Annotated in this window: 22 protein-coding genes and 1 pseudogene; 13 read left to right on the forward strand and 10 right to left on the reverse strand. The window is 30.5% G+C overall.

Annotated elements, in window-relative coordinates; all coding sequences use genetic code 11:
* Positions 1 to 61: 61 nt before the first annotated feature.
* Genes BKM63_RS06165 through BKM63_RS06180 form a run of 4 tightly spaced genes read left to right on the forward strand, consistent with a single transcriptional unit; the run spans position 62 to position 4,492 of the window.
* Positions 62 to 1,750 (forward strand): DUF6909 family protein, encoded by a 1,689-nt coding sequence (locus BKM63_RS06165; protein WP_071635757.1) that lies wholly within the window; start codon positions 62 to 64, stop codon positions 1,748 to 1,750.
* Positions 1,751 to 2,731 (forward strand): hypothetical protein, encoded by a 981-nt coding sequence (locus BKM63_RS06170; protein WP_071635758.1) that lies wholly within the window; start codon positions 1,751 to 1,753, stop codon positions 2,729 to 2,731.
* Between the two features lie 16 nt (positions 2,732 to 2,747).
* The gene (locus tag BKM63_RS06175; RefSeq protein WP_071635759.1) at positions 2,748 to 3,272 is read left to right on the forward strand and encodes a hypothetical protein; all 525 of its coding nucleotides are present in this window, start codon (positions 2,748 to 2,750) and stop codon (positions 3,270 to 3,272) included.
* A gap of 32 nt (positions 3,273 to 3,304) precedes the next feature.
* Positions 3,305 to 4,492 (forward strand): hypothetical protein, encoded by a 1,188-nt coding sequence (locus BKM63_RS06180; RefSeq protein ID WP_071635760.1) that lies wholly within the window; start codon positions 3,305 to 3,307, stop codon positions 4,490 to 4,492.
* Here BKM63_RS06180 and BKM63_RS23610 read toward each other — a convergent pair.
* Together BKM63_RS23610 and BKM63_RS06190 are read right to left on the reverse strand one after the other, a co-directional pair.
* Positions 4,436 to 5,170 carry an O-antigen ligase family protein gene (locus tag BKM63_RS23610; RefSeq protein ID WP_165608756.1) on the reverse strand — a complete coding sequence of 245 codons (735 nt, stop codon included), beginning with the start codon at positions 5,168 to 5,170 and terminating at the stop codon, positions 4,436 to 4,438. The two genes, BKM63_RS06180 and BKM63_RS23610, sit on opposite strands and share 57 nt — an antisense overlap.
* Positions 5,171 to 5,652: 482 nt before the next feature.
* Positions 5,653 to 6,894, reverse strand: a complete 1,242-nt coding sequence (locus BKM63_RS06190; RefSeq protein WP_071635762.1) for an oligosaccharide flippase family protein — start codon at positions 6,892 to 6,894, stop codon at positions 5,653 to 5,655.
* Between the two features lie 86 nt (positions 6,895 to 6,980).
* Between BKM63_RS06190 and BKM63_RS06195 the strand changes: the two genes are divergently transcribed.
* The 3 genes from BKM63_RS06195 to BKM63_RS06205 all read left to right on the forward strand — a co-directional run bounded on the left by BKM63_RS06195 (position 6,981) and on the right by BKM63_RS06205 (position 10,205).
* Positions 6,981 to 8,030: a glycosyltransferase family 2 protein gene (locus BKM63_RS06195; protein ID WP_165608758.1), complete on the forward strand. Its 1,050-nt coding sequence runs from the start codon at positions 6,981 to 6,983 to the stop codon at positions 8,028 to 8,030.
* Positions 8,031 to 8,032: 2 nt separating this feature from the next.
* Positions 8,033 to 9,157 (forward strand): glycosyltransferase, encoded by a 1,125-nt coding sequence (locus BKM63_RS06200; protein ID WP_071635763.1) that lies wholly within the window; start codon positions 8,033 to 8,035, stop codon positions 9,155 to 9,157.
* A 64-nt stretch (positions 9,158 to 9,221) separates the two neighbouring features.
* Positions 9,222 to 10,205 carry a UDP-glucuronic acid decarboxylase family protein gene (locus BKM63_RS06205; protein WP_071635764.1) on the forward strand — a complete coding sequence of 328 codons (984 nt, stop codon included), beginning with the start codon at positions 9,222 to 9,224 and terminating at the stop codon, positions 10,203 to 10,205.
* 53 nt (positions 10,206 to 10,258) lie between these two features.
* Here the strand turns inward: BKM63_RS06205 and BKM63_RS06210 are convergent, their stop codons facing one another.
* The 4 genes from BKM63_RS06210 to BKM63_RS06225 form a co-directional block, all read right to left on the reverse strand.
* On the reverse strand, positions 10,259 to 11,446 hold the full coding sequence (locus BKM63_RS06210) for a glycosyltransferase family 4 protein (RefSeq protein ID WP_071635765.1): 1,188 nt from the start codon (positions 11,444 to 11,446) through the stop codon (positions 10,259 to 10,261).
* Positions 11,446 to 12,534: a non-hydrolyzing UDP-N-acetylglucosamine 2-epimerase gene (wecB, locus tag BKM63_RS06215; RefSeq protein WP_071635766.1), complete on the reverse strand. Its 1,089-nt coding sequence runs from the start codon at positions 12,532 to 12,534 to the stop codon at positions 11,446 to 11,448. The genes BKM63_RS06210 and wecB overlap by 1 nt, the downstream gene beginning before the upstream one ends.
* A 273-nt stretch (positions 12,535 to 12,807) precedes the next feature.
* Entirely contained in the window at positions 12,808 to 13,341 is a 534-nt protein-coding gene (locus BKM63_RS06220) for an ORF6N domain-containing protein (protein WP_071635767.1), read from the reverse strand.
* Between the two features lie 40 nt (positions 13,342 to 13,381).
* Positions 13,382 to 14,692: a phenylacetate--CoA ligase family protein gene (locus BKM63_RS06225; RefSeq protein ID WP_071635768.1), complete on the reverse strand. Its 1,311-nt coding sequence runs from the start codon at positions 14,690 to 14,692 to the stop codon at positions 13,382 to 13,384.
* Positions 14,693 to 14,826: 134 nt separating this feature from the next.
* Between BKM63_RS06225 and purD the strand changes: the two genes are divergently transcribed.
* The gene (gene purD, locus BKM63_RS06230; protein WP_071635769.1) at positions 14,827 to 16,101 is read left to right on the forward strand and encodes a phosphoribosylamine--glycine ligase; all 1,275 of its coding nucleotides are present in this window, start codon (positions 14,827 to 14,829) and stop codon (positions 16,099 to 16,101) included.
* Here the strand turns inward: purD and BKM63_RS06235 are convergent.
* Entirely contained in the window at positions 16,093 to 16,323 is a 231-nt protein-coding gene (locus BKM63_RS06235) for a DUF6341 family protein (RefSeq protein WP_071635770.1), read from the reverse strand. The genes purD and BKM63_RS06235 overlap by 9 nt on opposite strands.
* Before the next feature lie 136 nt (positions 16,324 to 16,459).
* Between BKM63_RS06235 and BKM63_RS06240 the strand changes: the two genes are divergently transcribed.
* Entirely contained in the window at positions 16,460 to 17,389 is a 930-nt protein-coding gene (locus BKM63_RS06240) for a DUF6427 family protein (protein WP_071635771.1), read from the forward strand.
* Here BKM63_RS06240 and upp read toward each other — a convergent pair.
* Entirely contained in the window at positions 17,384 to 18,037 is a 654-nt protein-coding gene (upp, locus tag BKM63_RS06245; protein ID WP_071635772.1) for a uracil phosphoribosyltransferase, read from the reverse strand. The genes BKM63_RS06240 and upp overlap by 6 nt on opposite strands.
* A gap of 110 nt (positions 18,038 to 18,147) precedes the next feature.
* Between upp and BKM63_RS06250 the strand changes: the two genes are divergently transcribed.
* Both BKM63_RS06250 and BKM63_RS06255 read left to right on the forward strand, forming a co-directional pair.
* Positions 18,148 to 18,753, forward strand: a complete 606-nt coding sequence (locus BKM63_RS06250) for a DUF4254 domain-containing protein (protein WP_071635773.1) — start codon at positions 18,148 to 18,150, stop codon at positions 18,751 to 18,753.
* Positions 18,754 to 18,796: 43 nt separating this feature from the next.
* On the forward strand, positions 18,797 to 19,816 hold the full coding sequence (locus BKM63_RS06255; protein ID WP_071635774.1) for a glycosyltransferase family 9 protein: 1,020 nt from the start codon (positions 18,797 to 18,799) through the stop codon (positions 19,814 to 19,816).
* Between the two features lie 139 nt (positions 19,817 to 19,955).
* On the opposite strand, the gene BKM63_RS06260 is transcribed toward BKM63_RS06255, so the two are convergent.
* Together BKM63_RS06260 and BKM63_RS06265 are read right to left on the reverse strand one after the other, a co-directional pair.
* Entirely contained in the window at positions 19,956 to 20,357 is a 402-nt protein-coding gene (locus BKM63_RS06260; protein WP_071635775.1) for a hypothetical protein, read from the reverse strand.
* A 271-nt stretch (positions 20,358 to 20,628) separates the two neighbouring features.
* Positions 20,629 to 21,681 carry a ferredoxin--NADP reductase gene (locus BKM63_RS06265; RefSeq protein ID WP_071635776.1) on the reverse strand — a complete coding sequence of 351 codons (1,053 nt, stop codon included), beginning with the start codon at positions 21,679 to 21,681 and terminating at the stop codon, positions 20,629 to 20,631.
* Positions 21,682 to 21,808: 127 nt separating this feature from the next.
* Between BKM63_RS06265 and BKM63_RS06270 the strand changes: the two are divergent.
* Positions 21,809 to 23,271, forward strand: a pseudogene (locus BKM63_RS06270) (DUF5687 family protein).
* Between the two features lie 109 nt (positions 23,272 to 23,380).
* Positions 23,381 to 24,076 (forward strand): ABC transporter ATP-binding protein, encoded by a 696-nt coding sequence (locus BKM63_RS06275; protein WP_071635777.1) that lies wholly within the window; start codon positions 23,381 to 23,383, stop codon positions 24,074 to 24,076.
* Positions 24,077 to 24,133: the final 57 nt, after the last annotated feature.

The following is a 24,133-nucleotide window of genomic DNA, read 5'->3' on the forward strand; positions in this document are numbered from 1 at the left end:
TTCGTTTAATCGAAATACATATTACCATCTTCTCAAACAGAAGATTTTTAAAATAAACAGCATGAAAGAAACCAAACATATATCAAGATCAAGAGCTCAGGAATCATCTGCAGCGATAGAAAAAATGTACATTACAATGCGCCATTTATTCAACCGTGGTTTTTACAAACCAATGGGAGTTTCTGGCGATAGTTTAAGAGAATCATTATTAGCATTACGTCCGGAAATCTATGGAAATATTGCCGAAGAAAAAGTAGAACTAAACGGGCTTTTATACGTTATAGAGCGTCTTCCGATAGGAATCGAACAATGCCGTTTCATTAATTTAACTTCGGATGAAGGATATTCCAGATCACATTTCCAGGCAATTGTTCCTCCAAAAAGAAGAAGAAACTGTTATCGAATTGACGAAGAGCAAATGAATGTTGAAATAACACGCGGCCGTTCTGATATTTACGATATTTTGACGCATTTGACTTTCATTTTCATCGAATCTCACAAAATTAAAAATAGGGTTTTAATTGATGATGGCGGAGAAGTTTCACGCGATTGGTTAAAATTAGAACAAGCCGTTACGCAGACCAAAAAGCTTTCGCAGATAGAAAAAGAAAAAGCAATTTCGCACGCGGCAAATATTTTAGCCCGAACTTTTGAAGAGGTTTTGGATATCTATGATGCTTTTGGTTCTGAAAATGCACCAGATCGTTTCCTTCATGTTATTTACTGGTTAGGGAAATTAGCGATCGAAGAAATTGTCGAAAATAACAAACGTACTATAACATTTAGTCCCGTTTTGCGCGAGCGTTTAGGACATCATATTCACGGAGAAATCTGGGCAACCAATATCAAAGAAGTCCTAAAAGCAAATAATCTTTTAAAAAGACCAATTCACGTTATAAGTGCTAATATGCACAGTGTGATGAATTCGCTTTTTGCAACGCCGTTATTAACCTCAAAATTTAAAGGTAAAACAGATTTCTTTATTTATGAAGAATTAAGCAATTCCGGTTCAAAAGAAATTAGAAGCCAGGTTGAAGAACTGGCTTTAAAAAACGGAATGATTTCACTGCCGGATTCTTCGGGAACGAATATCGATGTTCAGATTTTTGATACCGCTAAAATAGATTGGTCGAAAACAGCATTTTCATACGCTAATATAGACGAAGATAAACCTGTGATTATCGTAATGGATTATGCTTTTGGTGAGCAGGCTTATGAAACAATCGATGAGCTTTTAAAACCATTTAAAAAAGAGACTTTACTAAACGTAAAATCGGTTTCGATTATGGGTAAAGCCGGAATTCTGGAAGGTGGAAAAGGCGATATCATGATTCCAACAGCACACATAAACGAAGGAACTGCCGATAATTATTTCTTTGAAAATGAATTAACAGGCGCGATGTTCGAAGGAAACGACATTGATATTTATGAAGGAGCAATGGTTACCGTTTTAGGAACATCATTACAAAACAGAGATTTGTTGAAATTCTTCCACGAATCGACCTGGGGAGTTATTGGTCTTGAAATGGAAGGATCTTATTACCAAAAAGCAATTCAGTCTGCATCAAAAATTAGAAAAAGCGTGCCGCACGATATCAAAGTTCGTTATGCTTATTATGCTTCAGATAATCCATTAGAAACAGGAAGCACATTAGCTTCAGGAGGATTGGGAACTACAGGTGTAAAACCAACTTATTTAATTACAATTAAAATTCTAGAGCAGATTTTTAACATAAAAGAAAAAGTATAAATGAGTACAAAAGTACCACAGAATAATACAGATCAGGAAGTTGATTTGGTTTTGATTTCGAAAAAAATAGGTAACTTTTTTGAAAGAATTAATGCTTCTATCTTTAGAAGCATTCAGTTCTTTATACGAAATTGGCTGATTGTCTTGATTTTAGTTATTGCTGGATTTGGACTTGGAATGTTTTTAGATAAGACTCAAAAAACATATGATAATCAAATAATTGTAACGCCAAATTTTGGCAGTGTAGATTATTTGTATGCTAAGGTTGATTTATTTCAGTCAAAACTTTCGACAGATGATCAGGTTTTTCTAAAAACAATTGGAATAGGGACAGATGCTAAAATTTCTACGATTAAAATAGAACCTATTATTGACGTTTTTAAATTCGTTAATAACAATGAGCAAAATCTGGAAGTTTTAAAATTGATGACCTCAAATGGAGATTTTAAATCGATAATAAAAGAAACAACAACTAGTAAAAATTATCCTTTTTATATTATAACATTTACAACAAAAGAGATAGCAAAGAATGATAATACGGTAAAAGCATTATTGAATTTTTTCAATAAAAGCGATTATTATGCTGAGGTTCAAAAGATTTCTATAGATAATATCAAACAAAAGATTAAAGCAAATGATCAGATTCTTTTGCAGATTGATAATATTTTAAATAAGTTCTCAAATTCTGAATCTTTGGGTGCAGTAAAAAACGATAAACTGGTTTATTATAATGAAAATGTACAGCTAAATGATATACTAAAAACAAAAGAAGGTCTTATTAGAGAAAATGGAAGCTTAAAGATAGAGTTAATTAGATGTAATAAAATCATAAAAGAAGTTTCATATGTGACTAGTATTGAGAGTACAAAATCTTTGAAAGGAAAGATGAAGTTTATACTACCTATTTTGTTTGTGTTAATTTATATATTTTCTATTCGTTTCCTTAATTTTTATAAAAAACAGTCTATTCTCTCTAAATAATCTAATTCTTAAAATAATGAATTCAAAGTCATTTTATCTTTATATAATTCTATTTTTCATAGTTTCTTGTAATAAAAAAACTGAAGAAGATAAAGTTTTAAATAATAGTTTCTCAGTAATTATTGAAGGTGTTTTTGTAAAAAATGATAAAGTTCAGGTTTTTTATTTAACCGAAGGTAAAGATTGGAATGATGAGAATTCGGTAATTAGCCCTGTTTATGCTTCATCCGAAATGCAAAAACTAAAAATTGATTTTCCAGAAAAAATGATTCCAAAGAATATTAGAGTTGATGTTGGTGAAAACGAATATCAGTCAAATATTACGCTAAAAAATATTTCAGTATTATATAAAAACGATACAATAAGCGGAGATAATGATAACTTTAAAATATATTTTTATCCTAATGAGTTTATTACTTGGGATCCTGTATATTACGGTTATAAACTTAGTAAAATTAATAACTCTTATGATCCATATTTTATGGGTAACGATTTATTGATTGATAAATTAGAGCAAATAAAAAATCCAACAAAAGAGTAATATTCTGTCCGAGCAGCGTAAAAAAAATAGAGATGCGTTTTAATTTTAAAATTATCTTAAATAATGAAAAAATTAGAGAGTATCTTTTTTTTATAGGTGTTCTATTTTTAATTTTTCTGCCAAAAGGAGGGTTTAAAATTGCAGGAATTCCAATTACTTGGGGTTACCTGTACTTAGGATTTCTTTTTTTACTTTCAATTTTAATTGTAATTAATAAAAAGAAGTTTTTAGTTTCTACTAAACATTTTTTGTGCTATGCAGCGACTTTACCATTTGTTTTATACTTTTCTTTTAATTTAGCATTTAGAGGCTATGACGGTTCATTTGGAAATCTTATAGCTTTTTATGTAAGTTTTGGATTTCTCCCCTTACTATTTTATATTTTCCTTAGTCCTTTTTTAAAGAAAATAGATTCAATATTTGTAGAAACGCTCTTAAGTAATGCTGTATTTTGGATTTCGCTTTACGGTATTATTTTATTTACTTTTAAACAGCTAACAGGTAATTATATTGAAATTCCCTATATAACCGTAAATGCAGATGATTTAGGTACCTTAGAAGGAAAATATAACATGAGAGGGTCTTTGTATAAGCTCATTTCAACATATAATAACGGTAATATTTTTGGAGTTTGTATATTGATGTTGTTTCCAATATTTCATAAACAAAATGTTTCCAAAATTAAATTAGGGATTGTAATTTTAGCTTTGCTTTTAACCCTTTCCCGAACCGTTTGGCTAGGATTACTTTTTTATTTTGTCATTATTTATAAGGATAGAGTTTTCAAGTTAATCAAAATCTACGCTTTTTTGGCATTAATTTTATTTGTTTTTGCCACTTTTTTAATGAATCGATATTTTCAATATGGTTCATTATCAGGGTTTATTTTAGATTCTAATTTAGGCGGAAGAATTAATCAAATAAGACAATTTACCGGAGTAAGTTTTTTTGGTAGTCAAACCTTCGATTTTATTGAAGAAATAGTTTATTTATCAATCTTTAAGCAATTAGGAATTATTGGTTTATTATTATTTTGCATTTCATTTTTTTCCCAAATATACATTGCGGTAAGTACTAAAAATAATAATTATCCTTATCTTTTAGGAAGCCTAACCTATTTATTTGTCTGCTTAAGTGATGGCTGTATGCTTTACATTCCAACTTTAGCATTTTTCTACTTCATAAATACTATGATTTTTATTCCTAAAAATACTGCCTAAAAGTAAAATTTCGCAGAGAAAATAAATATAAATTCCATATTGGCGAACTAAAATATTTTCTGTGATAAATGCTATTGCAAATAAAACAGTTATAGAAAAATATAGATATTCTTTTTGCTTTAAAGTCTCTTTTAGTTTGATAAATAAAGACCAAATAAAAGTGAAAAATAATAAGAATCCGCCTTTTAGTAAAAAATCTAAATATTGATTATGAGAGTTAATCTTAAATTTTTTTAATTCAAAATTATTAAAGGGAAGATAACACTCATTTAATTTTTGCTGGATTAAATTATAGTCCATTCCTAAAAAATGCGAATCGTAGATTAGTTTTAAACTGCAGGTCCAGCTTGCATATCGTGTTGAATTTGTAAAAGACTTGTTGGATAAAAAATGAATTGTATCAAGATATCTTTGTGATAATAAAATTATTAGTAAAATGATAAATGCTATACTTAGTTTTTGGTTAGTCGTTATTACTATTTTTTCTCTTTTTAATATTGTTAAGCGTAATAAAACAACTATAAAAAGCCCTAGAAGTATATTTCTCGAATTATAAATGATTAAACCTCCCAGTAAACTAATAAACATTAAAATACTGCAGATTTTTAATTTCTTAGAACATTTTTTATAGTCTGAAATGTAATCTGCTAAAAATAAAATTGCAATTCCAATCCACAAACAAATATACGTTCCGTGGATCTTACAATAAAATTCAAGATTGTAACGAGCTAAGTACCAATCAAAATGGTGATTTGGAATATCGTTAATATAAAACAGCAGAAAATACAAACACAACAAACTAATTGAGCTAATATATGCAAATTGAATTTTCTTTCTGATTTTTATAAAAGAATCGATTTGGTAAAGATAATAACTAAATAAGGGTACTATAAAAAGTAAAAAACTTTCACCAATAGTTTTAAAACTAGATTTGCTAAAATAAAGTAAATAGTAGAAAGTAAGGATTATAAAAGAAGCTATAAACGGAGCATTTTTAAAATTAATTTTAAAGTCACTAAACTTAGTTATAAAAAGCAAAAGCAAACCAGTCAAAATCATTAGTAAACTCTGAATTGCTTCTAAATAGTAAACAAAAGAAGAAATAACGAGCAGATAAAGTGTCGGAATGAGAAGCAGTTTTATATTAGCTTTAATTTTCATTATTCAATTTGAGATTTGAAAAAATTAAGTTTTTTGTCAAGAGTTATTGAGAAATTTAGATAAAGTGTAATGAAAAGTTCAGTTAAAATCAGCGAAATTATAATTCCGTATACTTTAAAATAATAACAAAGAATAATTCCTAAAGATAAATTGAGTATTAATCCGAAAAGGTGCGCATAAAAATAACTGCTTTTTTTACTATGTAAAATAAGTGTCATATAAGCAGATTGACTTAATGATGCAATCAAAGGAATTGGAGCCAGTAAAATAAGGTAATGGCTAGATTCTACTGTTGCCTCGCTGCTTAAAATATGAATAATGAGATTCGGAAACATAAATAATGCAATCATTCCTAAACCATAAATAAGGAGATAATAGATAAATACAGATTTAAAAAAAGTATTAAGCTGAGCAGTTTTTGAAATCCCGATAGAACACGCTTTTTGATAAACACCTTGAAATAATACACTCAGGGATTGTTTACAAAGCATAATTATTTTTTCAGCAACATTATAAATACCAACTGTCTTAGTATCCAAAAACAGACCTAAAATTAAGGTATTGGAATTAAGCATTGCTGCAATAGTTAAATTTGTCAAAAATAATCTGAATCCTTTTTTTAGTTCTTCGAGAATTTCAATCCAGGAGGTAATAGAGTAATTATAACTATATTTTTTTATCAAATAATAAGTCGAAAATATAAATATCAAAATATCTGTTATTCCTAAATAATAAAAAACATATTGATAATCTGTTTTTTGATTTAAGGTAAAAATTATAAGAATAATGCAAGTTATTTTAACAATAGTATTGATTACAAAATAAGGAGATACATTATCTAAACCGATAAAAAAACAAAGATTATTTTGCGACCTGGAGAATAAAAACACCAATAATGAAAATGAAAATATTACTTCATTTTTGAGATTATTAAAAAAGGATATAAAAAAAACTAAAAATACAACAGAAGGTATAAAGAGAATAATTTTAGTATTAATAACTCTAGAAATATATTGATTCACTAATACTGATTCGAGTCTAATTTTATTAATTTCTATAGGTGCAAATGCATACCAGGAATAGTCGTAAAGAACAGAAATAATATTTATTAATGACATCGAAATAGCAATTAATCCATATGTATTAATACCAAATATTTGAATATAAAAAGGTATCAATAATAAAGGGAATAATAGATTAATAAAATTTATTCCAAAACTCAAAGAGATATTTTTAAGCACTAGGTTATAGAATTGCGTTTCTAAAAGTTTTTATTAAAACAAAGATGATTTTTTATTTTAAGCTTTTACAAATTAAAATCATATTTTTGAAAAAATCAGAAAACAGCGGCTTTTTAATGGATAAAATTATTGACGGATATAGTATCGCCATTCCTGCGTATGATCGGCCTGAGGAGTATGATGAATTACTTAGGTCTATTTTTGATATGACTTTTTTACCAAATGAAATTATTATTTGTGAAGATTTTTCAAAACAAAGAAATGAAATTAGAAAAATAACAGAAAAGTATCAAAGTCAATTTGCCGAAAAGCAAGTAATAATGACTTATATTGAAAATGAAACAAATTTGGGCTATGATGCCAACATTAGAAAGTTAATTGATCTCGCCTTATACAAATGGGTAGTTTTGATAGGAAATGATGACTTATTTTTAAAAAATGGACTGGAGGAAATAGACAAGTTTTGCAAAAAAAATCCAAATGTTGCAATGGTTTCAAGACCATTTTTACGATTTGAAAAAGATATTAGCAAACCAATTGGCGTTTCTAGAATTTTACCCAATGAAACGATTGTAAAAAAACAGGATTCACCCAGGTTGATTTTCAGAATGTGCGGTTTTGTAGGAGGATTGGTTATTAATAAAGAATGGGCACAGCCTTTGAAAACAGATAAATATGATGGCACTTTATATTATCAGATTTATTTAGCAGCAAATGCTTTTTGTACTAAAGGAATAGGATATTTAGGAAAACCTTCTGTTGGAGGCCGTACAGGTAATCCTCCATTATTTGGAGATTTTCAGAAAGCAGGTGAAATACATATTCGTGGTATTTATTCAGTAAAAGGAAGAGCGAAAATGTGGAAAGGTGTTTTGGACATTGCTAAAGACACACAAGACTTTTATAAAGTTGAAATCGTTGAAGAATTAAGAAAAGAATTAATGATTAGACAATCATTTCATATTTTTGAAATGAATGTTGGTATCTCAAAATGTACTTTGAAAGAGTTAAAAGAAGAGCTTCAGAAACTCAATTTATTTGGTCATTGGATTCCTAAAACATTATATTTTTTAAATATGACTTTTGGTAAAAATGCATTTTATTTTTATTATTTGACTCGAAAACTAATGCAGTAGAAATGAAAAAAGCCCTAATTAGCGATTGGTATTATGTGAATGGTGGTGCCGAAAAAGTGATTCATTCGATAAATTCAATTTGGGATGATTTTGATCATTTTGCATTAATAGATTTTCTGAGTGATGAAGACCGCAATTTTATTCTGAACGGTAAAAAAGTTAAAACAAGCTTTATTCAAAAACTGCCAACAGCAAAAAAAAACCATCGCAAATTTTTACAATTATTTCCAATTGCAATCGAACAATTTGATTTAAGCGATTATGATCTCATTATCAGTTCTTCCTCAGCTGTTGCAAAAGGAATTAAAACTCATAAAAATCAACTGCATATTTGTTACTGTCACTCTCCAATGCGTTATGCCTGGGATTTAAAAGACCAGTATTTAAAAGATGCAGGATTAGATAAAGGCTTAAAAGGCATTTATGCGAAATCTGTTTTAAATAAAATCAAGAAATGGGATCTTTCAAATTCAGAAGACGTAGATTTTTTTATTGCAAATTCTAATCATATTGCTCAAAGAATAAAGAATACTTATGGAAGAGAATCAATTGTAATTTACCCGCCTGTCGATGTTGATTTCTTTAGTTTAGAAGAAAAAAAGGAAGATTACTATTTTACAGCTTCGCGATTGGTTTCCTATAAAAAAACGCAATTAATTGTCGAAGCTTTTAATGAACTACCCCATTTGAAATTAATTGTTGCCGGTGACGGACCAGAATTAGAAAAACTTCAAAAAATAGCTAAAAGTAATATTGAATTTGTTGGTTTTATTGAAAACGGAAAATTAAAAGTATTAATGCAAAAAGCAAAAGCATTTGTTTTTGCAGCCGAAGAAGATTTTGGAATTATTCCTGTAGAGGCACAAGCTTGCGGAACTCCAGTAATTGCGCTAGCTAAAGGCGGAACCCTAGAAACAGTTATTGCAAATAAAACCGGAATTTTCTTTGAAGGGCAATTTGCACAAAAAATCAAAGAAGCAGTACTTAACTTCGAAACAAAAGTTTTTGATCCCAAATTAATACGTGAACACGCTCTTTCATTTTCAAAGCAAAGATTTGAAAAAGAAATGAAAGAATTTGTAGAAACTAAATTTAAAGAACATCAAGAGTCTTTAAAAACAAGATAAATTGAAAAGATAACTGAAAAATAATTTTCAAATCAGTTACATTTGCGGTGTATAAACAACTATCATGAAAAGAATACTTATAACCGGAGCGGCAGGATTTTTAGGATCACATTTATGTGACAGATTTATCAAAGAAGGATATTTTGTTATTGGGATGGATAACCTGATTACCGGCGATCTTAAAAATATTGAACATTTATTCAAATTAGAAAACTTCGAATTTTATCATCATGATATTACCAAGTTTGTACATATTCCGGGTGATTTAGATTATATTTTACATTTTGCTTCGCCTGCAAGTCCGATAGATTATTTAAAAATTCCAATTCAGACTTTAAAAGTAGGATCTCTTGGAACGCATAATTTATTAGGATTGGCAAGAGTTAAAAAAGCACGAATTTTAATTGCATCAACATCTGAAGTTTACGGAGATCCACTAGTGCATCCGCAAACAGAAGAATATTACGGAAACGTAAATACAATTGGACCACGTGGTGTTTATGATGAGGCAAAACGTTTTCAGGAATCTATCACAATGGCGTACCATACTTTTCATGGCGTAGAAACCAGAATTGTACGTATTTTTAATACTTATGGACCAAGAATGCGATTAAACGATGGTCGTGTAATTCCAGCCTTCATCGGTCAGGCTTTACGTGGTGAGGATTTAACGATTTTTGGAGATGGTTCACAAACACGTTCTTTCTGTTATGTAGACGACCAAGTTGAAGGTATTTTCAGATTATTGCATTCCGATTATGTATATCCGGTAAATATTGGAAATCCGGACGAAATCACCATTAAAGATTTTGCAGAGGAAATCATTAAATTGACAGGAACTAATCAGAAAGTAGTTTATCATCCATTGCCAGTAAATGATCCTTTACAGCGTCAGCCAGACACGACAAAAGCTAAAGAATTGCTGGGCTGGGAGGCAAAAGTAAGCCGTTCTGAAGGAATGAAAATTACATACGATTATTTCAGATCATTATCTCCGGAAGAACTTTCTAAAGAAGAACATAAAGATTTTTCTAGTTACATAAAATAAAATAAGGGGAAATATTATTAGAATATTTCCCCTTTTCATTTATAACAATTTACTTAAAAAGCATCATTCTCAATTAGATTTTTCATTTGCAAATCAAGATTAAAATTGCTTTTTGCATGCAGAAAAATTGTCTTTTTCATGCTTTGAATTTTATCCTTTCCAGTTTCTGAAATCTTTTGTAAAGCGACGTTTAAACCTTCAAAATCCTCAACAGGAACCACCCAGCCTAAATTATTTTCGGCAACAATTGATTCCCCTTCGCCACCGCCAAAATAAAGAATAGGAAACCCTAAAGCACTGTATTCAAATATTTTTGAAGGAACAGAACCGTAAATTCTTGTTTTTAGAGGAACAAGCGCAATGTCTAAACTCATTAACTTTTCATGCAGGACATTTCGATCTAACATTCCGTGAAAGATAATTTTCTGCATCGGATTCTGATTCATATAATTTACGATTTGAGCTTTCTCAGCTCCATCTCCAAAAATATGCAATTCGACATTCAGGTTTTCTAAATTCAATTGCTGAATAAGCTCAAAAACACCCTGAGCAACGCCTAATAATCCGGCATAAAACAATTTTATTGGTTCAGTAGAATTATCATTTTCTTGGATAACATTTTCCACAAAATGATCAGGATAATTGCGATATAAAAAGCATTTCTTTTCTGGAAAAACGGAATGTATATGATCAATAATTTCATTTGATTGTCCAAAAATATGCGTTGCTTTTTTGTAAATAAAACGTTCTATAAAAAGAAGTATTTTATGTGAAATACTGTTTTTCTTCAAAACCTTAAGCTCAATAGCAGCAGTTGGCCAAAGATCTGAAACATTCAAAATTATTTTTTTCCTTTTGATCCAAAGGGCAAAAACAGAAACAAAAGACAATAGTAACGGCGGCGATTGTACAATTACTTTTTTTGGTGTTTTAGCAAATAGCAAATAAAAAAACAAAACACTAGAAAACGAAAATGTCGAAACAATTCTTTTAAAAATATTAGAACTGTTGCTTGGATAAATCCAAAGACGTTTTAGAGTAATATTCTGAATTTTTTCTGTAACAAAAAATCTGCCTTTATATTCTGGAAAAAGTTCGCCTTTTGGATAATTCGGAAGCGGAGAAATCACCGAAACTTCATATCCGTTTTGGTTTAATTTCAAAGCCAATTGTTCAATTCTGTTGGCTGCGGCACCTTTTTCAGGAGGATAATAATTGGATATAATTAAAATGTCGTTCATTATTTCTTTTCCAATAAAATTGAAATAATTCTTTCAGAAGCTTTTCCGTCCCATAATTCTGGAATACCGCTTTTTCTGGCACCATTTTGTAAAAATGAACCAAAAACTTTTTGGAGATTTTTTAAAGATGTTCCCACAATTGTATTAGAACCAATGGTTTCTGTTTCAGGTCTTTCAGTATTATCTCGCATAGTAAAACATGGAATTCCAAGAACAGTTGTTTCTTCAGAAATTCCTCCGCTGTCTGTAATAACGGCAAAACTGTTTTTGATTAAATACATGAAATTTAGATAACCTTGAGGAGAAACAAAAATGATGTTCTTAAACTCGATTTTGCTTTCACTTAAAATTGCCTGCGTTCTTGGGTGAATCGGAAAAATTATTTTTTTGTAGTTTACTAACAAATCAATTCCATGTAGTAAATCAATAAGCGATGAAACTTCGTCAACATTTGCAGGACGATGCAACGTTAAGATGATATAGTTTTTCTCTTGTAATTGATGTTCGTTCCAAAAATCAGGCGCTGTAATTCTGTTGATATTTTGATATAAAGTATCGATCATCACATTCCCCACAAAATGCACATTTTCTGGATTGGAACCTGACTTTAATAAATTTTCTGAAGCTGATGTTGAGGTTGTAAAAAAGTAATCAGTAATACTGTCCGTCAGCATTCTATTGATCTCTTCGGGCATTGTTAAGTCTCCGGAACGAATTCCGGCTTCGACATGTGCTACTTTTGTATTGCATTTTTTTGCCACTATAGAGCAGGCCATTGTTGAGTTTACATCTCCTACAACCAAAACTAAATCACACGGATTTTGAAGTAATTCTTTTTCGAAAGCAATCATAATCGCTGCAGTCTGTTGGGCCTGAGAACCGCTTTTTACTTCTAAATTAACATCTGGATGCGGAATATTTAGTTCCTCAAAAAAAGTATCACTTAAGTTCTTATCATAATGCTGACCAGTGTGAACTAAACGAAATGAAACATCAAAACCCTCATTCTGCTTACTTTTTACAGCATTAATAATCGGTGCTATTTTTATGAAGTTTGGCCGTGCACCTGCAATTATGGTAATTTTCATAGATTCTTTCTAAAAACTTTCTTTGGCAAAAGTAAAGTTTAAATTGGATTCTGGATAGTTTGAAAGATTTTCTTCTAAGTGTAAATGTGATTTTTTGAAGAATCTCGTAATTAATCTTCAATTGGAGGTCACGATTTGTGACCTCCAATTATTTAATTTTTAGACTCTTTAAAATCACAATTTATGACCGTAAAGATTGCTGTTCATTTTCAGTAAGTTGAAAGTTAAGTTTTTAAAACTTGAAGTCGCAATTTGCGCCTTGAAGATTTAAAGTTATTTTTTATAACCAATTTTCACTCTTTCACTTTGGTCTTCTTTTTTCTCAGTCAATTCATCTAAATAAGAAAAAACCAATTCGATATTTTTATCATGATTCTCTAACTTCTTTTGTCCCGAGGCTTCGGGATGAAGAATATCAACTTTAATTTCTGTTGTATCCAAAAGCATTTGTCTCACTTTCGTGAAAATACGCATGATTTGAATATTGGTTTGAATGGCTTTGTTGCTTTTTAGAACGCTTGAAAGCATCAGAATACCATGTTCAGTAAAAGCAAAAGGTAATGTTCTGCTACCACCCCAACTTGAAGTCGCAATTTGCGACTTCAAGTTTTCAAATTCGTTTTCAGTAAGCTGGAACATAAAATCTTCAGGAAATCGAGATGAATTCCTTTTAACCTGTTCATTTAATCTTTTGGTTTCAACATCATACAGTATTGCTAAATCAAATGCAAGCATCACTTTTTGACCACGGATAAAATATATTTTATTAGAAATTGTTTCTTCAGAGAGTAAAGATTTATCGTCCATAAGTATTTAATAAAAAACAAATGTAGGATTTTATTTATATTTATAAATAAGATTTAAACTGTTTTAATTTCCCGCGATTGGTTCTTTCTAAAACCGTTTTTCGGGTAAAAGTAAAGTTTAAATTGGGTTCAAGATACAAATCTATTGCCTCTTTAATTTTTTGAATTTGTTCCGAATCTAATTCATTTTCAGCAACATATTCAATTTCAAAAGTATCTAATTGGGTTTGTTTGATGATAAATTCTTTTACATTTCCATCATCTTCAATAATACTTTTGGTTACATAATAAAAGGTCAGACCAGGGGATTTTTTTCCGCTTGGCAAAATGGCAACGTCATTAGTTCTGCCAATTAGTTTTTTTAGAATTGGTTTTTTGGGTGTACTTTTTTTATCCAAAATTCCAATGTCGCCAATTTCATATCTAATAAACGGATTTGCTTTGTTGAAGAGCGAAGTAATTACAATTTTACCTTCTTCCCCGTAAGGGAGAACGTTATTGTTTTCGTCTAAAATCTCGACAAAAAGGGTTTCTGCATTTACCTGCCATTCTCCCTGAGGGTTTTCAAAAGCAATTAAATCCAATTCTGATGCGCCGTATTCACTTATAATTGGAATTCCGAATTGTTTTTCCAGCAATTTTTTATCTGTTTCAAAAAGCATTTCCGAAGTAACAAAACAAGCTTTTAAAGTGGGACAAGTTTCTTTTAATACGATATTTTTCTGTTCTAAAAATTTAGCAAATAAAACGATCGAACTCGTATAACCATTGATATAATCGAATTTTTTGGTTCTGAATTTCTGCAGAAATTTATTCAGAACGTCATCAGATAAATCAAAAACCGGAAAACGAAAACGATGCGTTAAAAAGTCTTTCAAACGTTCTTTATGATATCCAATAAAATCCATGGGAATGCCATAAAAACGTGCTTGGTACGAATGATTAAAATCAATTTCAAACCATCCAAAACGCATCATATTTGAAGCCCAGGTTAAGGCGTGCGAATATTTATCTTTGGCAAAAACAAAAGGCGTTCCGCTGGATCCTGAGGTTTTGTTGAGGTAAATATTGTTTTTTAAATAACCTTTTGAAAGCCTATTTTCGAGTGGTTTTTGTAAATTTTGTTTGTTTAAAATTGGCAGATCTTCCCAATTTAAAGCCGTTTTATTTCCGGCTAATTCCTTGTAGAAAGAATTATTTTTTAGATGAAAATCGACAATTTCCTTTTTTTTATTTTCGAGAAACAAGACATATTCTTCTTCAGAAAAATGAACAATTTTATCCAATTCGGCTTTGGCTTTCTTAATAGGAAAACCATTTAATTGAAGGGAAAGATCAAAAAGACGAATCATTTTTCGGTATAATTTTCGTCAAAAATAATATTTACCAATTACTAACAGCGAAGAATGAACAAGTTTTTAAGATTTAATTATTTTTTACGTTCAAAAGCAATTATTTTTGCACCACAACTAAATACAACTATACCATGACAATTTTATTATTGGGATCAGGCGGAAGAGAGCATGCTTTTGCGTGGAAAATGATTCAGAGTCCGCTTTGCGAAAAACTTTTTGTTGCACCAGGAAATGCAGGAACCGCTGCAATTGCCACAAACGTTGCAATGTCTCCAACCGATTTTGATGCTGTAAAAGCATTTGTATTACAAGAAAAAGTAAATATGGTTGTGGTTGGTCCCGAAGATCCATTAGTAAAAGGGATTTATGATTATTTCAAAAATGATGAAAGTTTAAATCATATTCCGGTTATTGGCCCATCAAAATTAGGAGCACAATTAGAAGGAAGTAAAGAATTTGCAAAAGAATTCTTGATGAAGCATAATATTCCAACTGCGGCTTACGATAGTTTTACTGCCGAAACGGTTGAAGAAGGCTGCAAATTTCTTGAAACTTTGCAGCCTCCATTTGTTTTAAAAGCAGACGGATTAGCAGCAGGAAAAGGAGTTTTGATTATTCAGGATCTTGAAGAAGCTAAAACTGAACTTAGAAACATGCTGGTTCACGAGAAATTTGGAGCAGCAAGTTCTAAAGTAGTTATTGAAGAATTTCTGGACGGAATCGAATTAAGCTGTTTCGTTTTAACTGACGGGAAAAGCTATAAAATTCTTCCAACAGCAAAAGATTACAAACGTATTGGCGAAGGCGATACAGGATTAAATACAGGCGGAATGGGAGCAGTTTCTCCAGTTCCTTATGTTGATGCTGTTTTGATGGAGAAAATCGAAACACGTATCGTAAAACCAACAATAGAAGGTTTCCAAAAAGACGGAATCGAATACAAAGGATTTGTTTTTATTGGTTTGATCAATGTAAAAAACGAACCAATTGTTATTGAATACAACGTAAGAATGGGAGATCCTGAAACTGAAGTTGTGGTTCCGAGATTAGAATCTGATTTGTTTGAATTGTTTTTGGCAGTTTCAAATCAAAAATTAGATGAATTCGAATTAAAAGTTGATCCAAGAAGTGCGACTACCATTATGGTGGTTTCCGGCGGATATCCTGAAGATTTCGAAAAAGGAAAAGTAATTAGTGGTTTAGAAAATATTACTGATTCGATAGTTTTTCATGCAGGAACAAAATTAGATAACGAAAATGTCGTTACTAATGGAGGACGTGTTTTGACTGTAACATCATACGGAGATGATTTTCAACAGGCCATAAAAAAATCTTACCAAAACATAGATAAACTAAATTTTGATAAGATGTATTTTAGAAAGGATATCGGCTTCGACTTACTTTAAGAAAGAGTGAGCCGTTGTATCTTGGTTTTCAGTTCCTGCAGCATCAAAAATACGTAATTGTTTAATCCAATATACGATTGCTGCAGAACAGATAATCATAAAAATCCAGTTGATAGTGTTTGCACCAAACCATGTAACTAATTCCAAATGACGTAAAAAGTCAAGAGGAGCAAACAAAATGTTAACGAATAAGTATTGTATTCCTTCAAAAAAAGCTTTCATAATTTATAAAATTATATGTTATTATTGTTTTTAACGCATTGAAGTAAAATTCAAACAGAGAATCTTTTTTCAACTTGTTGGTTTTCCTTTTTAAACAAGTATTATATTTACAGTCACAAAAGTATAAAATATCCTTATGATAACAAGTGTTTTTAAAAAATCTACGCCATTAAATTATTCGTTGGTTGTAATTTTGATACTGGTTTTCTTTTTCATGTTTCAAATTCGAGAAACGTCTTGGATAAATTCTTATTTTACGATATTTCAAAAAGTAAGTCTGTTGTGTTTTGTTTTTGCTTCTTTTTTCATGGTAAATTTCATCGTCAAGAAAAACGGACTCAGCAAAGACAATGGTTACGCGATATTTTTCTATTTATTATTTCTACTGTTTTTCCCCACGATATTCGATAATCCAAATGTAGTATATGCCAATTTCTTTATTTTATTGGCTCTCCGAAGATTGATCTCACTACAATCGTTAAAAGCTTCAAAAGAAAAAATATTTGATGCTTCTTTTTGGATATTTGTAGCTTCTTTATTTCAATTTTGGAGTGTTTTGTTTTTAATTCTAGTTTTTATATCAATTGTTTTTCACGTTTCGAGAGATTATAGAAACTGGGTTTTGCCTTTTGTGGCACTTTTGGCGGTTGCAATTGTTTTTTATATGATCTCATTAATGTTTCATATTGATGTTGCTGCCTTTTTTCAAAAACGTGCCGTAATTGATTTTAGAATAGATTATTTTAAGAACAATTACGAAAACGGCGCACTTTCAATTTACGCAGCAGTGGTTATATTTTTTCTCTTTTCAATGTTAACTACATTGTCAAACAGACCGCAAATAGTACATACTTCGTATAAAAAAGTAGTAGCTTGTTTTTTTATCGCAGTGCTTGTATATATTCTTTCGCCAGATAAAAGCAATGATTTATTATTATTCAGCATAGCTCCATTATCGATTATGGCAGCGAGCCACGTCGAATATATGCAGCAAAAACTAAATAATGAGATCGTATTTTATGTATTGATTTTGTGCAGTTTATTTACTTTTTTCTCTCAATTATAATTTACTTCCGTAGGCAAGATCACCTGCATCGCCAAGACCAGGAATGATATAATTTTTTTCATTTAGCTTTTCATCTAAAGAAGCAACCCACAAATGACAATTTTCAGGAAGATTTTTTTCAAGATGAGCAATTCCTTCAGGAGCCGCAATAACTACTACAATATGAAATTCTGCTGGTGTGGCGTTTTCTAGTAATTTTTTGTGTACTGCTACAATAGATTGTCCGGTTGCCAGCATAGGGTCAAGAAGTAAAACCGTTTTATTGTTTAAATTAGAAATTGCTTGATATTCAACTAAAATTTCAAACTCATCATCATTGTTTGGATGATGTCTGCAGGCCGAAACGAAGCTGTTTTCAGCATGATCAAAATAATTTAAAAAACCGTTATGAAGCGGTAATCCGGCTCTTAAAATAGGACATAAAACCAAGTCGGTTTCAATTTCTGTTGTTTTTTTGATACCAAGAGGTGTTTGAATTTCAACATTTTTATAAGGCAGAATTTTGCTCAGTTCATAAGCCATTATTTCTCCTATGCGTTCAATATTTCTTCTAAACCGCATGCTGTCATTCTGAACGTTTACATTCCTTATTTGACCTAGAAAATGATTTAAAACACTGTTCTCTTCAGATATATAATGAATTTTCATGATGATTTTTTAATTTATTAACCGATAAAAATATAATAACGAAAAATATTTTGTTTTATTCGCAGCATAAAAGTATAAAAAGTATCTTTGTAACTCTAAAAAATAAAGACATGTTTTCAAAATTAGCATATTCGGTTTTCGAACAAAGCATTAAAGATTATCATCAGTTTGATAATGTTGATCAGCCTATAAATAATCCTTATCCAAAAGATAAATTTGAGCATTTATTGTATTTAAAAAACTGGATTGATACTGTTCAATGGCATTTTGAAGATATCATACGTGATCCACAAATTGACCCTGTAGCGGCTTTGACTTTAAAAAGAAGAATCGATGCATCAAATCAGGAACGTACTGATATGGTTGAATATATCGACAGTTACTTTTTGCAAAAATACAGTGGTGTACAAGCAAAAGATGGAGCAAAAATCAATTCTGAAAGTCCAGCCTGGGCATTTGACAGATTGTCTATTTTAGCCTTAAAAATTTATCATATGCAGGAAGAAGCGACTCGTGCAGAGGCTTCTCAGGAACATAGAGATAAATGTCAGGAAAAATTAAATGTACTTTTAGAACAAAGAACAGATTTGTCTACAGCAATTGATGATTTATTGACAGATATCGAAAACGGTGATAAATTCATGAAAGTGTACAAACAAATGAAAATGTACAATGATGATGATTTGAATCCTGTTTTATACCAAAACAAGAAATAATTTGGCAGACTTGTCGAACAATAAGATCAAACATATAGCCGTCATGAGACTATCCGCAATGGGAGATGTCGCCATGACGGTTCCTGTTTTACGTGCATTTGTAAAACAATATCCAACAGTAAAACTGACGGTTATTTCACGTCCTTTTTTTAAGCCATTTTTTGAGGGAATTCCTAATCTGGATTTTTTTGCTTTTGATGAAAAAGAAAAACATAAAGGATTTTTAGGATTGATACGTTTGTATAAAGACGTAAAAAAACTCAAAATTGATGCTTTTGCAGACCTTCATAATGTTTTGCGATCTAAAATTGTGAGTTTGCTCTTCGCTTTAAGCGGAAAAAAAAGAGCAACTGTCGATAAAGGACGAGAAGGAAAAAAAGAATTGACAAGAGCCGGGAATAAAGTTTTCAAGCAGCTGCCAACCATGTTCGAAAGACATGCAAAAGTGTTTGATCAATTGGGCTTTCCTTTAGATTTATCATCACAAATCCTCGGGACTGTATTTCCTGAAAAAGCAGATCTAAGTGCCGAAATTTTGGAAATAATAGGCGGCAAAAATGAGAAACTCATCGGAATTGCACCTTTTGCGCAGTACGATTCTAAGGTTTATCCTTTAGATTTAATGAAGGAGGTTATTGCAAAATTAGCCGAGCAGCCATCTTATAAAATTTTGCTTTTTGGCGGAGGGAAAAAAGAAATAGAAATTTTGGACTCGCTTTCAAAGTCGTATGAAAATGTAATTAATATGGCTGGAAAAATCAAGTTTCAACAGGAATTACAATTAATCAGCAATCTAGATATAATGCTTTCTATGGATTCAGGAAATGCGCATATTGCAGCAATGCTGGGTGTAAAAGTAATTACGCTTTGGGGTGCCACACATCCTTATGCTGGATTTTTACCTTTCAATCAAAGTTTAGAAAATGCTTTAACTTCAGATAGAAATCAATATCCAAAACTGCCAACATCTGTTTATGGAAATAAAATTGTTGAAGGTTACGAAGATGCGATGAGAACGATTTCTCCGGATAAGGTTGTTTCAACAATTAAGAGTCAATTATAATGGTATTGTCATTCTGAGCACTTTGAATATATAATTCTTAAATTTCTTCAGATGAAGATGTAAATAATTAAAGCCAAAAAAAATTCCAAATACCAACTTTACAATTGGTATTTGGAATTTTTTATTTTGAGAATTATAACTATGATAAATCTAGTAAAAGATACCCCAATGCTTTCTTTTTGCTTTTATCAACTACAACTTTAACGAAATGATTTTCTTTTTCAGTAGCTAATAAAATGTGTTCACAATCATTGGTTGAATTTCTGTAGACTTTATGTACTAAATCAGATTCTTTAATTTTTTTCGATAAAATTTTAGCCGCTTTTAATTCACTCACATAAGGCCAAATATTAAAAAAACTCTCATTAGAGATTGATATTTCTTCCATGCCCTCATTCATTGAGCAATTATATTTTTCTTTTGAAAGTAGTTTTGGCCCTTTTTTCTCTTTCCTTTTTTTAATTATAAAATAGACACAAAAAAGAGAAGTTATTACAAAAAGTAATATAAAAGTTAGACGGAGGTAGTGATGCATTGCCATAATATTTAATGTTTTAAAAAAGTGTTGACAATTAAATACATGTCTTTCTGTTTTTTAAAAAGAGATGTATCAGACTTAAGCACAATACTAATATACTAAATTTTAAGCCTGCTTTTTTAAAAATGTCTAAATATTTGAATGCTTTTTTGTGTATTGTTTAAAATGTTTTTAAATCTGAGATTCTGAACTTTTAAACAAAAAAATCCAAATCCCAATTTAACTTGGAATTTGGATTTTAAATATTGCGATTTTTTATTGAAATATGAATCGACTAAACATCATCATAATCAACATAGATAGTATCTGATGTTGGATGAGCCTGACAAGTTAAAATTAAACCTTCTGCGATTTCACCATCCGTTAAAATCGAATTTTTTGTCATTTCAGCAGAACCTGCCGTAACACGTCCTAAACAGCTGCTGCAAATACCGCCCTGACAAGAATAGGGAGCATCTACACCATGTTTTAAAGCCGCATCAAGAATAGTTTGCTTTTTAGACATTTCGAAAGTAACTTCTTCATCATCAACTAAAACAGTAATTTTAGTATGTCCTTCCTGAGAACCTTGAATTACGTGTTCTTCAGACGAAGATGTAAAAAGTTCAAATTTAATAGCAGATTCTTTTACATTTTTTTCTTTTAAAACATTAGAAACTGTATTGATCATTTCTTCAGGACCACATAAATAGAATTTGTCAAATTCAAGTTCTTTGTGTTTGTTATTCAATACAAAATTCACTGTTGATTTTTCGATTCTTCCAAACAATGCATTTTCAACTTTTGCCTGGCTGTAAATATAATGCACGAAAAAACGACCTACATATTGTAACTGTAAGTCATGTAATTCCTGGTGAAAAATAGTCTGCTCTGGAGTTCTGTTTCCATAAACCAATACAAATGAACTTTTTGGCTCATTTTTTAAAACTGATTTTATGATAGAAAGTACAGGCGTAATACCGCTTCCGGCAACAAACGCCGCATAATTTTTTTGTCTTTCAGCATCAGGTTCAAAAGTAAATTTTCCTTCTGGCTGACCCACTTCAAGAACATCTCCGGCTTTTAATTTTGTATTGGCAAACTGAGAAAAAAGACCGTTTTTTACTGCTTTTACTGCAATTCGCAGTTCACCGCTTTCTGGTGCAGAACAAATAGAATAAGCACGACGGATTTCTTGATTATCAAGAGTTAGTTTTAAGTTTATGTATTGTCCGGCTATAAATTTATAGTCTTGTTTAAGTTCTTCTGGAACATTAAAAAGTACCGAAACAGCATCGGCAGTTTCGCGTTTAACCTCTTTAATTATAAGTTTTAAAAATGAAGGCATGATTTTAATTTTTTGCAAAAGTAGCAAACCATAAGTAATTGACACTTACTAAAATATTTTTTTTAACTTTTTTTGTAACGTTTTCCTACATTTGATCTCTTACTACAAAAATCAAAACCAATTAACCATGATTAAAAAGTTTATTTATCTCGAATGGAAAGCCTTTATAAGATCGGCATCATTTGGCAAAAACCTGGCAATGAAAATTATACTGGGTTTATTAATGATTTATTTTTCATTAATTTTTATCGGGATGGGAGTAGGTGCATTTTACATTCTTAAAAAAATGAATCTCGAACCATTAGTTACAGTTAATAGATTTTTAGTCTATTATTTTTTATTCGATTTAGTAATTCGATTGTTACTGCAGTCAATCCCGGTTTTAAATATCAAACCATTATTGGTTTTGCCTTTTAAAAAGCCCGTTATTGTTCATTTTTCATTAGGAAAAACAGTTTTGTCATTCTTTAACTGGGTTCATACCTTATTTTTTATTCCGTTTTCAGTTGTATTAATTTTAGAAGGATACGATGTTGTTGGAATTCTTTTTTGGTATTTAGGAGCGATGTCTTTTATCTACATTAATAATTTTCTGAATATTATTTTAAGTAATATCGACAAATTGTTTGTTGTATTTGTGGTATTAATTTTAGCCTTGGCTGGTGCACAATACTATAAATTATTTGATATAACTGTATTTACAACTCCTTTCTTTCAGAATTTTTATGAAATAGAGGGCGTATTTTTAATTCCGGTTTTGTTATTGATAGCATTATATGCCTTTACATTCAAATATTTCAAAAACAATTTATATCTCGATGCCGGCCTATCTTTAAAACATGATATTGCAGCAACAGAAAATCTTTCTTGGCTGAATCAATTTGGAACTTTAGGAACATTTTTAAAAAATGATATCAAACTGATAAAAAGAAACAAAAGATCCAAAACTACTATTTTTATGAGTTTTCTATTTTTGTTTTACGTATTGCTCTTTTTTAGAAACTCCTATCAGCCTGAAGTAATGCGCACATTTTTGCAGGTATATTTGTTTCCGGCGGATTTTTATTTGTATTTGGCCAGTTTGTACCAAGCTGGGATAGTTCGTATTATCAATTAATGATGACACAAAATATTCCGTATCGTGGTTATATTACCTCAAAATGGTGGCTGATTGTTATTGTTACTTTCTTCTCTACAATAATTGCCTCTTTTTATTTATTCTATGGATGGGAGGTTTACTTAACAATCGTTGTAGGAGCTATTTACAATATTGGAGTAAACTCTCATCTAGTTCTTTTGGGAGGAGCTTTTACTAAAACACCAATCGATTTAAGTAGTGCAGGAGGAGCTTTTGGAGATAAAAAAGCATTTAATGTAAATGCTATGCTGTTATCTCTTCCCAAGATATTTTTACCGCTTTTAATTTACTGGTTAGGAATGCATTTTGGAAATAAAGCTATTGCACTGTCGCTGGTTGCTGGAGCAGGAGTTTTAGGTTTTATTTTTAAAGACAGAGTTTTTTCTTTAATCGAAAAAAGATATAAAATCGAAAAGTACAGCACAATAAGCGCTTATAAACAAAAGAGTTAGAATAATTTAAGAATGTGTCAATTTGATAATAAGAAAAACTTTATCGGATTGACATTGAATATTAATAAACTGATTTTTTAATCTAAAATCAACAATCTAAAATAACACCATGATACAAGTAAATGAACTTTCAAAAAAATATAACGGAACTACAGTTTTAAACATTCATAATCTTGAAATCCCAAAAGGACAGAGTTTTGGACTGGTAGGAAATAACGGAGCAGGAAAAACAACTTTTTTCAGTTTGCTTTTAGATTTAATCCAGCCTTCTACAGGATATATAAAAAATAATGATATTCAGGTAAATACAAGCGAAAACTGGAAATCGTTTACTGGATCTTTTTTAGATGAAAGTTTCCTGATAGGATATTTAACTCCCGAGGAATATTTTTATTTTATCGGAGATCTGCGTAACCAAAACAAAGCCGATATTGATGCACTGCTGGCAAAGCATGAAGAATTTTTTAACGGAGAAATTTTAAACAACAAAAAATACCTTAGGGATTTATCAAAAGGAAATCAAAAAAAGGTGGGAATTATTGCCACATTAATTGGTAATCCTGAAGTAGTAATTTTAGACGAACCTTTTGCAAATTTAGATCCCACAACTGTAAGCCGTTTAAAGAAAATTATAAAAGAATTGGCCGAAAATCCAAATGTTACCGTTTTGGTTTCGAGCCATGATTTACAGCACACTGTAGAGGTTTGCGACCGAATTGTGGCACTTAATAAAGGTGAAATTGTAAAGGATATCCAAACCTCAAAAGAAACCTTACAAGAACTCGAATCGTTTTTTGCGGTTTAAGTTTCTATATTTCAAAAAGAAGCGTATTTTTACAAGTCATTATACTAAAAATGCTTT

The organism is Flavobacterium johnsoniae (assembly GCF_001879205.1).
Classification (GTDB): Bacteria; Bacteroidota; Bacteroidia; order Flavobacteriales; family Flavobacteriaceae; genus Flavobacterium; species Flavobacterium johnsoniae_A.

Excerpts from the sequence above, each read along its gene's own strand:
- BKM63_RS06165 (WP_071635757.1), top strand. The coding sequence starts at position 62 with ATGAAAGAAACCAAACATATATCAAGATCAAGAGCTCAGGAATCATCT.
- BKM63_RS06170 (WP_071635758.1), top strand. The coding sequence starts at position 1,751 with ATGAGTACAAAAGTACCACAGAATAATACAGATCAGGAAGTTGATTTG.
- BKM63_RS06175 (WP_071635759.1), top strand. The coding sequence starts at position 2,748 with ATGAATTCAAAGTCATTTTATCTTTATATAATTCTATTTTTCATAGTT.
- BKM63_RS06180 (WP_071635760.1), top strand. The coding sequence starts at position 3,305 with ATGCGTTTTAATTTTAAAATTATCTTAAATAATGAAAAAATTAGAGAG.
- BKM63_RS06200 (WP_071635763.1), top strand. The coding sequence starts at position 8,033 with ATGAAAAAAGCCCTAATTAGCGATTGGTATTATGTGAATGGTGGTGCC.
- BKM63_RS06205 (WP_071635764.1), top strand. The coding sequence starts at position 9,222 with ATGAAAAGAATACTTATAACCGGAGCGGCAGGATTTTTAGGATCACAT.
- BKM63_RS06210 (WP_071635765.1), bottom strand. The coding sequence starts at position 11,446 with ATGAACGACATTTTAATTATATCCAATTATTATCCTCCTGAAAAAGGT.
- wecB (WP_071635766.1), bottom strand. The coding sequence starts at position 12,534 with ATGAAAATTACCATAATTGCAGGTGCACGGCCAAACTTCATAAAAATA.
- BKM63_RS06220 (WP_071635767.1), bottom strand. The coding sequence starts at position 13,341 with ATGGACGATAAATCTTTACTCTCTGAAGAAACAATTTCTAATAAAATA.
- BKM63_RS06225 (WP_071635768.1), bottom strand. The coding sequence starts at position 14,692 with ATGATTCGTCTTTTTGATCTTTCCCTTCAATTAAATGGTTTTCCTATT.
- purD (WP_071635769.1), top strand. The coding sequence starts at position 14,827 with ATGACAATTTTATTATTGGGATCAGGCGGAAGAGAGCATGCTTTTGCG.
- BKM63_RS06235 (WP_071635770.1), bottom strand. The coding sequence starts at position 16,323 with ATGAAAGCTTTTTTTGAAGGAATACAATACTTATTCGTTAACATTTTG.
- BKM63_RS06240 (WP_071635771.1), top strand. The coding sequence starts at position 16,460 with ATGATAACAAGTGTTTTTAAAAAATCTACGCCATTAAATTATTCGTTG.
- upp (WP_071635772.1), bottom strand. The coding sequence starts at position 18,037 with ATGAAAATTCATTATATATCTGAAGAGAACAGTGTTTTAAATCATTTT.
- BKM63_RS06250 (WP_071635773.1), top strand. The coding sequence starts at position 18,148 with ATGTTTTCAAAATTAGCATATTCGGTTTTCGAACAAAGCATTAAAGAT.
- BKM63_RS06255 (WP_071635774.1), top strand. The coding sequence starts at position 18,797 with ATGAGACTATCCGCAATGGGAGATGTCGCCATGACGGTTCCTGTTTTA.
- BKM63_RS06260 (WP_071635775.1), bottom strand. The coding sequence starts at position 20,357 with ATGGCAATGCATCACTACCTCCGTCTAACTTTTATATTACTTTTTGTA.
- BKM63_RS06265 (WP_071635776.1), bottom strand. The coding sequence starts at position 21,681 with ATGCCTTCATTTTTAAAACTTATAATTAAAGAGGTTAAACGCGAAACT.
- BKM63_RS06275 (WP_071635777.1), top strand. The coding sequence starts at position 23,381 with ATGATACAAGTAAATGAACTTTCAAAAAAATATAACGGAACTACAGTT.